Genomic DNA, 11,982 nt, shown 5'->3' with positions numbered 1-11,982 from the left:
GCCGGTTCGCTTCTAGCGCGCCTTCGGCTTCTCGAATTCGGCCATGTCCTCCATGTGATCGGGAGACAGGCTCGGGCTGCGCCGGTCGCGCGAGTGCAGCCGGAACACCTCGCGGATCTCGTCGACTGGGGTCGACGAATAGGACTGGATGCAGAGCGCGGCCTGCTCGGGGGATGCAGCGCGCATCATCGCTTCGATCGCCGCGCGATCGAGGCGGGTGTCGTCCCAGTGCGGCACGACGATGCTGTCCTCGGTGGCCCGATGCGTCGCCAGATGCTCCGGCGAACTCGCGACGAAATGGCCATAGAGCAGATATTCGGAGAACTTCTTCTTCCGGCACAGCGCCAGAATCCAGTTCTTCCCCGTCGCCGACTTGATGGCGGCGGTCATCGCGCGAACGGTGTCCCTGTCCCAGACCAGCGCGTTTCCGACATAGTCGTCCGCCGGAAAGGGCCGCTCCTTCACGCCGAGGAGCTGGTCGTTGGTGCGCAACCACAGACCGTGCAGCGGTGCGTCGGCGCTGATCGCCCTCGGGGTCACGAAGAGCGGCGTCTTCTCAGCCCCGGCATATTGGCCGATGTCGAATTCGCGGAAGAACAGATTGTCCGAGTCCAGAATGCAGACGCGCTGCTCGGGCGCGTGAAGGACGCCGGCGATCTTGAGGATCTGCTGGATGTGCCAGCCATGCACCGGCGAAGAGAGCAGCGAAACCCAGACCCGCCGATTGCCGAACTGAAGAGCCGGCGGCAGCGCCCAGAGCCATTTCGGCAAGTAGTGCGAGGCCGGAACGATGACGCGCTTGTCGGAACCGAACCGCTCGAACAGCGGAACGTCCTCATCGTTAACGAGAACATAATGCCGCGTGTACCCCGTCAACCAGGTATCGATGCTCTCGCTGAGCAGCGAGAAGCGTTCGATATCCTTGGCATAGCTGGCGGTCAGCAGTGCAACAGAATGCATGGAGCGCGCTCGGATGGCCATCAAGCCGCACCCATACCCGCCCGGGGAAGCGATGGAAACTCACATCCCGAATCAAGGTAAAGCGAAACAAAGGACTATTCCGACGGCAGCCCCTGCGCGAGGCCGCGAAAGCGCAGCGGCGCCAGTGATGAAGCCCGCTCCCACCAGTCGGCAACGCGATCATCGAGCGTGGTCGTGCCGCGGCCGTGGCCGGGAAAGATCCGGATCTGCTGGACCGCCTCGGCCTCGAAACCCCTCGCCTTCCGCGTGATCCTGATGACGGCCCCTTCGCGGTCCCTTTGGGTCAACGGCACAAGAAGCCGGCCGCGCGGACGGAGCGACTGCAGCCATATCGGCTGTGGATGCGAGAAGCCCGCATGCACGATGATCACATCCGCCGGGCCGCCAATATCGGCACATCCGTCGCCATGGAAAACATCGACATTGCGATACGGCGCGAGACGGCCAGCGGCGCGCCGCGCCAACCGCTCGTCGCATTCGATCGCACGCACCTCGCCTTTCGGGCCCACCATCCTCGACAGCACGGCAGAATAATAGCCGAGCCCGCAACCAACCTGCACCACGCGCTGCTTGGGCCTGACATCGAGCACGTCGATGAAATGTGCCCACAGGCTCGGCAGGCCGGTATCGAGTTTGCGGCGCGCATCGATCGCCACCAGCACGTCGTCATAGAGATGGACGGGGTCGGTGTCCGGCGTCAGCCGATAGCTGCGCGCCGCCGCGCTTTTGATGCGCCATGGCCCCCGCGGCAGAAAGTCCTCCCGCGGCACGGTCGTGAGCGCCTCGAGCAGGCGCGGCGATGAAATCCGCTCGCGCCGCGCAATCAGCTCGACGTAACGCGCACGCGCCGCCGCGAGGTCGCTCATCTCACCAGGTCAGCGTGGTGACGGCCGGCGGACGCGTCCGCGCCGAGCTCGTTCACGAGCTGCATCGCCTGCTTCAGGTCCGGCGTGAGGAAACCCTCGCTGAACTTGCCGACGATCGGGGTGAGCAGGAGGGACGCATGTTCGCGTCTGCCGGCGTCCAGCGACAGGCGCGCGAGGCTCACGGCGGTCCGAAGCTCCCAGGACAACGCGCCCTGCTTGCGCGCGGTCTCGAGCGCCAGGCCGAACAGATCTTCCGCCTCCTGGAGCGAGGCCGTGCTGCCATCCGACAGGGTGATCTCGCCCTGCAGGCGATAGACCTCGGCGAGATAAGAATGATCGCCGGTTCGTCTTGCGGTCGCGAGTGCGCCATCCAGGGCGCGCAAGGCGGCATCACGCAGGCCGACCTTGGCATAGGCTTCCGCGAGCAGGCAGCGGAACCAGCAGCCCGCGAGCCAGGAGTCCATCGCCTCATATTCGTCGAGACCGAAGCGCATCTGGCTCAGCCCCTCGTCGGCCTCGCCGAGCTGGGTCAGCGCCCAGCCGCGCAGGATCGCCGCCTGCTGCTTCCAGTGCAGGAAATTGTGCTCGGTCGCGATGATCATGGCGCGGTTGGCGTGGTCGCGCGTGCCCTCGACGTCGCGCAAGTGCTGGCAGAGATAGGCGCCGAACACGAGGGCGAAGGCCAACGTGAAGGGATGGCGAATCTTCTCCGCATTCGCGATCGCCTGCTCGCTGTGCTGGCGCGCCGCATCGGGGCGACCGAGGAACCACAAGAGGTAACCGAGATAGGACAGCGAGACGACACCGGGATCGGTGCCATGCCGCTCCATCAGGTCGGAGTGCAGGTCGGGGCTGTAGAGGTTGATGCAGCGGTGCAGGTGATGCTGCGAGGCGGCAAAGCGCCCGCGATACAGCATGGTCATCGCGATCGCGCGATGCGCCTCGATGAGATAGCCGGTCTGCTGCGCCGGCTTCGCCCGCTCGTTCAGCCGCTCGCGTTTGGCGAATTTCAACAGCTCGACGCTGAGATCATGCGCGCGGGTGAGGTCGGCGCGGATGAAATGGCAGACCCAGAGCCCGCGGGTGGCGGCAAAGGTGTTCTCCTCGTCGTCGAGCTGCTGGCCGAGCTCGAGCGCGCGGATGTAGTTCTCCTCGACCTCCTGCACGGCATAGCCCTTGGCCGCGATCAGCGCGTTGCCGAGCGCGATGCGCAGCTCGAGCTCCATCTCGTCGGCGCCCTGCATGCGTGGATTGGCCTGGATGACGCCGAGGCCGCGGCGCAGATGGCCGATCGCCTCCAGATTGGCGCCGCTCTTGGCCGCCCGCTTGCCGGCCTTGAGCCAGAAGCTCGCCGCGCCCTCGCTCTGCCCGGACTCGGTCAGATGGTGGGCGAGAAGCTCAGGCTCGCGCTCGGCCTTCTCCGGATACATCTCGGCGAGCACGTGGGCGATGCTGGAATGCAGCTTGCGCCGCTCGCTGTGCAACAGGCTCGCATGCGCGGCATTCTGGATCATCACGTGCTTGAACGAGTAGAGCGCATCCGGCGGATGACCACGCCGCACGATCAGCCCTGCCCCTTCCAGGTGATTGAGCGCCGCCTCGATCTGATCGGCCGGCGTGTTGGCGACCGCGTGAAGCGTCTCATAGGAGAATTCGCGGCCGATGGTGGCGCCGATCTGCGCGATCCGCTTGAACGGCCCCATGCGGTCGAGGCGCGCCATCAGCGAGTCCGTCAACGTGGCGGGGATCGCGAGCTGGCGCCACGGGCCCGACAGCACGTAGCGGCCGTGACGCTCGGTCAGCACGTTGGATTCGAGAACGGTCTTGGTCAGCTCCTCCAGGAACAGCGGCACGCCGTCGGTCTTGACGATGATCTCCTCGACCACCTCCTTGGGAAGCTCCCGGCCGGCGACGCGCTCGACCATGGTCGCGCGCAGCGGCCGGCTCAGGCGGTTCAGTACCAGCGTGGTGATGTGCGAATGCGCGTTCCAGCTCGGCTGGAATTCGGAACGCGCCGTGATGATGACGAGGATCGGCCGGTTCTGTGCGCGGTCGACGAGGAGATCGACGACCTCGCGGGAGGTCGGATCGATCCAGTGCAAGTCCTCGAGGGCGATCACCAGCGGCATGTCGCGCGCGAGGCCCAAGAGATGATTGACCAGCGCCGCGACGGTCGCGTCCTTCTGCTGCTGCGGCGACAGATCGAGCGGCGAATAGCGGTCTGCCGTGGGAATCGACAGCAGTGCGGCCAAAAGCGGCGTCACCTGCTCGACATCGCCATGGGCGGCGGCGATCGCGGACTCGAGGTTCGTCACCGTCGCGCCGGACGTGTCCTCGCGGTCGAGGCCGAGGGAGAATTTGAGCTGCTCGATGAAAGGATAGAATGCGGTCGAGGTGTGATAGGGCGAGCACTGGAACGAGACGTGTCCGTGCCGGTCGCCTGAAATCCGTTCGAAGATCTCCTGCACGATGCGCGACTTGCCGATGCCGGGTTCGCCGAACTTGACCACGACCTGGCCGTCGCCGTCCTTGACCTGTTGCCAGCGCCCCATCAGCAGTGCGATCTCCTCCTCGCGATTGACGAGCGGGGTCAGCCGCGTGCCCATGACGGCGGCAAAACGGGTCTCCACCCGCGATGCGCGCACCACATGCCAGGCCTGAGTCTTTTCCGAGATGCCCTTCAGCGCATGGACGCCGAGATTGCGGTAGTCGAATTTCCCCTTCAGCAGCGATTGCGTCGACGAAGAGATCACCACGCCGTTGGACGGCGCCAGACCTTGCAGCCGCGCGGCAAGATTGACTGTTTCTCCCACCGCGGAGTCGCGCTCCTCGGTACCCTGGCCAACGAGGTCGCCGACCACGACGAGGCCGGTCGCGATGCCGATGCGAACGGCGGGCGCATGGCTGAGTGCGCCGCGCGGCTCGATCGCGCGCGCGGTCGAGAGTACCCGCACGATCTCGAGCCCGGCGCGCACCGCGCGTTCGGCGTCGTCCTCATGCGCGGTCGGATAGCCGAAGTAGACCAGGATACCATCGCCGACGAAGCGGGCGGCAAAGCCTTCGTAATGCTTCACCACGCGGACGCAGGTCTCGCGGAAGCTCGCGATCATATCGCGCACGTCTTCCGGATCGAACTGGGCAGAGAGCGAGGTGGAATCCACCATGTCGCAGAACATGGTGGTGAGCTGGCGCCGCTCGGCGCCGACTTCGGCCCTAGCCTGCGGACCCGCCGCCGCACCCGGCTTCTCGGCCGTTTCGGCCTGAAACAGAGCCGTCATCGCCCGCTGCAGCCGCTTGCGATCGCCGAGCGGCAGTCCAAGCTCGGCCAGATCGGCCTCGGTCAGGTCGCCCATGACGTCGAGATCGAGGCGGTGCTGTACGAAAAGATCGTTGTAGTGGCCGAGACCAACGTCTTCGAGCCAACGCTTCAAGGCGCCTTCCGTCCCCCTGTCCAGCTCGTTCTCCAGCATGGTGATTCTGCCCGACCATCACTCCGTCGAAGCGCTTTAAGGCCCCTCAACCACAGATTTTGGGGCCTAAACTTCACCTCAGACTGGACGCATTGCCTAAGTTCTTGGAAGAATAGCCCAATCAAACCAAAAAGGAATGGCATTGTCGGAGGCTGCACACCCGGCGCCGGACCGGTTGGCCAGCACGCTGGCCGAAACGCGAAGCGTTGCGCATATCGGCGGCCTCCTCGAGGTGTACGCCCGGCAGACTCCGGCCGCGCCCGCCCTGCTCGCCCCGGACCGGCCACAACTCACTTATGGCGAGCTCGGCGCCCGGATCCAGCATCTGGTTCGCACGTTGCGCGGGCTCGGCATTGCGCCTGCCGACCGTATCGCCGTTGCGTTGCCGCGCGGCGCCGACAGCGCGCTGGCGCTGATCGCGGTCGCAACGGCCTGCGCCTGCGTCCCCGTCAATCCCGATCTGACGGCGGACGAGCTGCAGCGCTACTTCAGCGAATTGAAGCTAACGGCACTCGTCACGCGGTCCGACATGAACTCGCCGAGCCGCGATGTGGCCAAGGCGCTCGGCATCGCGGTGATCGATTTCGTGTCGGGTCCGGCGGACAACCTCGGCGGCTGCGAGCTGATCGGTCCGACCGTCGGCCCTGCCAACAGCAGCGGCGTCTCGCGCGCTGATGACGACGCATTCATCTTGCTGACCTCAGGCACGGCGGCGCGGCCGAAGATGGTACCGCTGACACACCGCAATGTGTGCCTCTCCGCCGAAAATGCCGGCCGTGCGCTGTCGCTCACCGCGCACGACCGCCTGCTCAACGTGCTGCCGCTGTTTCATGCACATGGACTGATCTCCGGCCTTTTGACCGCGCTCGCCGCAGGATCGAGCGTCATCTGCACCAACGGCTTCGACGCAGCGTCGTTCTTCGGCTGGATGCGGGCGCTGCAACCGACCTGGTACACGGCGGTGCCAACGATTCACCGCGCACTGCTGACGGCGGCGGAAGTGGACCCGGACCGCGCCCGGTCGTCGCCGCTCCGCGTGATCCGCTCGGCCTCGGCTTCGCTTGCGCCTGCCATCCTTGAAGGGTTGGAGGCCACCTTCGGCGTCCCCGTACTCGAGACCTACGGCATGACCGAAGCGGCCTCGCAGATCGCGGCCAATCCGTTCGAGATGCGCAAGGTCGGCTCGGTCGGCCGCGCCGCGGGCCCGGAGATCGCGATCATGGACGAGGCGGGCCGCATGTGCACTAGCGGCGTGCAGGGCGAGATCATGCTGCGCGGCGCGAACATGACCCGCGGCTATTACAATGACGATGCGGCCACACAGGCAGCATTCCGCAACGGCTGGTTTCGGACCGGCGATCTCGGCTATCTCGACGCCGACGGCTATCTCTTCATCGTCGGCCGCATCAAGGACGTCATCAACCGCGGCGGACAAAAGGTCTCGCCGCTCGAGGTGGAGGAGGTGCTGCTCAGCCATCCGGCTGTGCTGGAGGCCGGCGTGTTCGCCATTCCGCATCTGAAGCTCGGCGAGAACGTCGCGGCCGTTGTGGTGCTGCGGCCGGGGTCCAATGCGACGTCCGATCAGCTCCGCCAGTTCGCGCGAAAGCGGCTCGCGGCCTACAAGGTGCCGAGCCTGATCCGCAGCGCGGCGGCGCTGCCAAAGGGCGCCAGCGGCAAGGTCAAGCGCAACGCACTGGCCGGACTGATCGCGATCGATGCCGACGGCGACGAGGCGCGGTTGCCGCGCAACGCGCTGGAAACCCAGCTTGCGGAAATCTGGGCCGGCCTCCTCGAGCTTCCGCAGGTTGGCATCGATCAGGACGTCTTTGCGCTGGGCGCGGACTCGCTTGCGGTAACGCAGATGCGCTCGCGCCTGCGCGAACGTTTCAACGTCGATTTCTCGTTCGAGGACGTCTTCGATTGCGCCACCGTGGCGGCGCTTGCGGCCCGGCTCGAAACCGCCACCACCAACCGCGAGATGAGGCTGCCGTCATGGCACCGCGCCGCGGAAGGCCACGCCCCGCTGTCGTTCCAGCAGCAGCGGATGTACCTGCTCTCGCGGCTCGATCCGACGCGCTACAACTACAATGTGGTCGAGGTGGCCCTGCTCACGGGGCAGATTGACGTCACTGCGCTTCGGGCGAGCATTGCCGCAATCTGCGAACGCCACGAGGTGCTGCGCTCAGTCTTCGTCGAACAGCGCGGTGAACCGATGCAGCGGGCCGTTCGATCGGCGCCCAGCTTCGAACGGATCAAGCTCAGACCATGCCCGAAAGACAAGCGGATCGCGACCATCAGGCGCGAGGCTCTCAAACTTGCGCAATATCCATTCGATCTCGCGCGCGAGGTGCCGCTCAAGGTCATCCTGCTCTCGTTCGACAAGTCCGGCCACGCGCTGGTGATCAACATTCATCACCTCGTCACAGATGGGTGGTCGCAAAGCCTGTTCTGGGAGGAGCTAGCCGCGCATTATTCCGCCGCGCGTAAGGGAAGTGCGGTGGCGCTGCTCCCACCCGCCTTCCAGTACCGCGACTTTGCGTTCTGGCAGCAAACATGGGCGCAGTCGCCGGCCGCGAAGGAGCAGCTCGATTATTGGCGGACCCAGCTCGACGGCGTGACCACGCTTCCGCTGCGGACCGACCGGCCGCGACCGCAGGTCTGGAGCGGTCACGGCGCCCGCCATTATCTCGACTTCTCGAAAGCCCTGTCGGCCGATCTGCGATCCCTGAGCCAAGACCAGGGCGTCACGCCCTTCATGACGCTGCTCGCGGCCTTCCAATGCCTGTTGTTCCGCCACACCGGGCACGAGGACGTCGCGACCGGCTCGCTGATCGCGAACCGCAACCAGATCGAGAGCGAGCGCCTGATCGGACTGTTCGCCAACACGCTGATCCTGCGCAACGATTTTGGCGGCGATCCGAGCTTCGGCGAAGTCTTGCGGCGCGTTCGCCAGGTCACGTTGGATGCCTATCGCAATCAGGACCTTCCGATCGAGGAAGTGTTGCGGGCGCTGCAGATCACACGCCGGAGCGACGGCAATCCGCTGTTTCGGATCATGTTCATCCTTCAGAACGCATCGATCGAGGCCGCACGCTGGCCCGGCCTGTCGACGCGCCGGCTGGAGGTCGACCCAAAGGTCGCGCGCTTCGACATCACGCTCGAACTGGTCGAGGTCGACGGCCGCTTCGCCGGCTTCTTCGAATATGCCACCGACCTGTTCGACGCCGACACCATCGCAGAGATGGCCGCGCAGTTCAAAACCCTGCTCAAGGCCGTCATCGCCAACCCGGAGCAGCGCGTCTCCTGCATGCCGCTGCTGACGGCGCCCGAGCTCCGGCGGTTGCTGGCGATGGGCCATGGCATGCCGGCCAACTTCACTGCGCGCGGCAATCTTTGCGACCGCTTCGACAGGCAAGCCAAGAAAACGCCGAACGCCGTGGCGGTATCCGACGGGAGGGTATCGCTCAGCTATCGCGAGCTCGCCCGCCGCAGCCAGGCGGCCGCACGCTGGCTTGCGCGTGAAGGCGTCGGCGCCGAGACAGTCGTCGCGCTGCTTGCGCATCGCGGTCCGGACCTGCTGGCTGCGATGATCGCCGTGCAGCGCGTGGGCGCGGCGTTTCTCAACCTCGATCCCGACCAGCCTCCGACGCGGCTCGCGACGATCCTCGGATCGAGCGGCGCCCGGATGCTGCTGACGGCGCGAGCGCAATCCGCCATGGTCGAACCGCTGCTCGAGCCGCTGGTCGAGCGCATCCCGGTGGCCGAGCTCGAGGACGCGCTGGCGCAGGGATCGACGAAGCCGGCCCGCGCGGCGCGGCGTCCGGCAGCGAGTCTCGCCTATCTCATCTACACGTCCGGCTCGTCGGGTGCGCCGAAAGGCGTCATGATCGAGCAGCGCGGGCTGTCGAACCATCTGGCGTCCCTCATTTCCGAGCTCGGCCTGTCGGACAAAGATGTGATCGCGCAGACCGCGCCGCAGAGCTTTGTGATCTCGGTCTGGCAGTTCCTTGCCGGCCCGATGATCGGCGCGCGCGTCCATATCTGCGGCAATGAGATTGTGCAGGATCCCATCCTGCTCGCGCGCGAGATCGAGCGCGAACGGATTTCGGTGCTCGAGATCGTTCCCTCGCTGCTGCGCGTCATCGTCGAGCGGATGGAGGAAGCGCCCATCCTGCACGCCTTCTCGAAATTGCGGCTGTTGATCTCGACCGGCGAGCCATTGCCGGTCGATCTCTGCCGTGCCTGGTTCGCCCGCTGCCCGAGGGTGCCGCTGATCAACGCCTATGGCGCGTCGGAGTGCTCCGACGACGTCTCGCTGCATCGCCTGACCAAGGCGCCGGCGGCGGTGACGACCAACGTCCCGGTCGGCGTACCGCTGCCCAACACCCAGCTCTACGTGCTCGATGCGCATCTCGAGCCGCAGCCGGTCGGCGTGGTCGGTGAGCTCTGCGTCGGCGGCGCCGGCGTCGGCCGCGGCTACATCAACGATCCCGCGCAGAGCAAAGCACGCTTCCTGCCCGATCCCTTCGCGCGCCAGCCCGGTGCACGGCTGTACCGAACCGGCGATCTCGCCCGCCGCCGCGCCGACGGGACGATCGAATGCCTCGGACGCGCCGATCACCAGGTCAAGATTCGCGGCTATCGCATCGAGCTCAAGGAGATCGAGAATGCGCTCGCCGATCATCACGCCGTACGCGCCGGCATCGTCGAGCCGCGCCGCGACGGAAGCAGCGATGTCAGGCTGATCGCCCATATCGTGGCCAAGGCGGGCACGCCGATCAGCGCCAACGAGCTGCGCGACTTCCTGAAGAGCCGGCTGCCGGACCATGCCGTCCCGTCGGCATTCCTGTTCCTGGAGCAGGTGCCGCTCAACGCCCACGGCAAGATCGATCGGTCCGCCTTGCTCGCGTCAGCGCAGCAGGAGCCCTCCCGCGCGGATATCGCCGTGCCGGCGCGCCGGTTCACCGAAAAGGTGCTGTCAGACATCTGGATCGACTTGCTGAAGGTCGAGAGCCTCGGTGTCACCGACAATTTCTTCGATCTCGGCGGCCATTCGCTGCTGGCGGGCAAGGCAATGGCGCGTGTCGCCCGCGCGCTCGGCGTGTCGCTGCCGATCAAGACGATCTTCGAGGCGCCGACAGTCGAGGAGCTCGCCCGGCGCGTCGACGAGGCCCTTGCGACGAAGCCGCCCAAAGCTACCGCAAGCGCCCCGCGGCTCACGGAAAGCGGCCCTCCCGCACCGTCGATCGCGCAGGATCAGATGATGCGTATAGAGCAGAACCTGCCGGATCTGCCGCTGTTCAATCTGCCCTTCGCGTTCCGCCTGCAGGGGCCGCTCGATGCGGTCGCCCTGGCGCAGGCGCTCGATGACGTCGTCAGCCGGCACGAATCGCTGCGGACGGCATTCGGCTGGAACGGCGATGAGCCGGTCAGCCGCATCGCCGCGTCGGGCAAGTTAGGCCCGCTGCTTGCCATTGAGACCATCGGCAATGGACGGCGACAAAACGACAAGCGGCTCAAGGCGCTCCAGCTCAGGAAAGTCAAGCTGTTGGCCGGGCAGGAAGCCGTCACGCCGATCGACACCACACGAGCGCCGCTGTTGCGGGCACGGCTGTTGAGGCTTGAGGCCACCGATCATGTCCTGCTGCTGACGCTGCATCATGCCATCGCCGACGGCTGGTCGATCGGCGTGCTGTTCGAGGAATGGTCCATCCGCTATGCCGCGCGCTCCGGACGGCCGTCCGGTTCGCTAGCGAAATTGCGCCTCGCCTTCTCCGACGTTGCGCGCTGGCAGCGCTGGTGGTGCGGCACCGATGCGGCGCGCCGGCAGGCCGCGGAGTGGACGAACCATCTGCGCGGCGCGGCTCCTGTCTTCGACGGCGAGGCAAGCCCCGGCGCGTCCACGGGCCACCAACCGGTCAACCTGGAGCACGAGCTGATCGCGCGGCTCACCGCGTTTGCAAGCCAGCACAACGGCACGCTGTTCATGGCTCTCCTCACCGGAGTGAAGGCTCTGCTGTTGGCGCGGACCGGGCGCACCGATATCTCGGTCGCCACCGCCATCGCCAATCGCACCGAGCCGGACACCGACGGGATCATCGGCCCGTTCGAGAACACGGTGATCATCCGTACCAGGATCGCGCCTGATCTATCGTTCGTGCAGGCTTTTGCGCGGATACGCCAGAGCGTGCTCGACGCGTATGCCCGGCAGGAGCTGCCATTCAACATCCTTGCCGACCATCTGCAGCAGGAGGGGATCGATCCGGCCTCGCTGATCCAGGTCTATTTCACGCTGCAGAATCCGCTGCGAAAGCCGCTCGATCTGACTGATATCGGGGTGCGATCGATCGGAAACATCGCGCGCGAGGGCCAGCCGGTGCTGCCGATCGACCAGACATTTCTGTCGTTGATGCTGAAGCAGCGGCCGACCGGCATCACCGGGTCTTGCAATTACAAGGGCGAGCTGCTCGACGGCCGGATGGTTGGTGAATGGATGGAAGATCTCGTCGCGCTGCTGACAGCGGCCGTCGCGCAGCCAAACGCGTCGCTCGGACGATTGCTCAGTCGCAGGGCGGCCTGAAACATTCCGCTTCTGCCGGAGGAAAAACCCGCTCACTCGCCAAAGCTGTGAGTGCTCAAGTTGCATCTTGATTATTTGGCGCTAC

Annotated in this window: 4 protein-coding genes; 1 reads left to right on the top strand and 3 read right to left on the bottom strand. The window is 65.9% G+C overall.

The genetic code is table 11. From position 1 onward, the window contains the following. Positions 1 to 12: 12 nt before the first annotated feature. The 3 genes from MTR72_RS18465 to MTR72_RS18455 form a co-directional block, all read right to left on the bottom strand. Positions 13 to 960: a DUF6492 family protein gene (locus tag MTR72_RS18465; RefSeq protein WP_280969310.1), complete on the bottom strand. Its 948-nt coding sequence runs from the start codon at positions 958 to 960 to the stop codon at positions 13 to 15. A gap of 95 nt (positions 961 to 1,055) precedes the next feature. Next, positions 1,056 to 1,847, bottom strand: coding sequence for a protein-L-isoaspartate O-methyltransferase family protein (locus tag MTR72_RS18460; protein ID WP_280969309.1), 792 nt, complete (start codon positions 1,845 to 1,847; stop codon positions 1,056 to 1,058). Then, complete coding sequence (locus MTR72_RS18455; protein ID WP_280969308.1) at positions 1,844 to 5,317, bottom strand: ATP-binding protein; 3,474 nt, start codon at positions 5,315 to 5,317, stop codon at positions 1,844 to 1,846. Before MTR72_RS18455 ends, MTR72_RS18460 begins: the two co-directional genes overlap by 4 nt. Before the next feature lie 136 nt (positions 5,318 to 5,453). Here MTR72_RS18455 and MTR72_RS18450 point away from each other — a divergent pair, with 136 nt between their 5' ends. Next, positions 5,454 to 11,897 (top strand): non-ribosomal peptide synthetase, encoded by a 6,444-nt coding sequence (locus MTR72_RS18450; protein ID WP_280969307.1) that lies wholly within the window; start codon positions 5,454 to 5,456, stop codon positions 11,895 to 11,897. Positions 11,898 to 11,982: the final 85 nt, after the last annotated feature.

The sequence above is a fragment of the Bradyrhizobium sp. ISRA442 genome (assembly GCF_038085055.1).
Taxonomy (GTDB): domain Bacteria; phylum Pseudomonadota; class Alphaproteobacteria; order Rhizobiales; family Xanthobacteraceae; genus Bradyrhizobium.
The sequence above is the reverse complement of the archived record's forward strand: the minus strand, read 5'-3'. Positions and strand labels throughout refer to the sequence as shown.

Bases quoted from the DNA above. Each gene is read 5' to 3' on its own strand.
- MTR72_RS18465 (WP_280969310.1), bottom strand. From the start codon at position 960: ATGCATTCTGTTGCACTGCTGACCGCCAGCTATGCCAAGGATATCGAA.
- MTR72_RS18460 (WP_280969309.1), bottom strand. From the start codon at position 1,847: ATGAGCGACCTCGCGGCGGCGCGTGCGCGTTACGTCGAGCTGATTGCG.
- MTR72_RS18455 (WP_280969308.1), bottom strand. From the start codon at position 5,317: ATGCTGGAGAACGAGCTGGACAGGGGGACGGAAGGCGCCTTGAAGCGT.
- MTR72_RS18450 (WP_280969307.1), top strand. From the start codon at position 5,454: ATGGCATTGTCGGAGGCTGCACACCCGGCGCCGGACCGGTTGGCCAGC.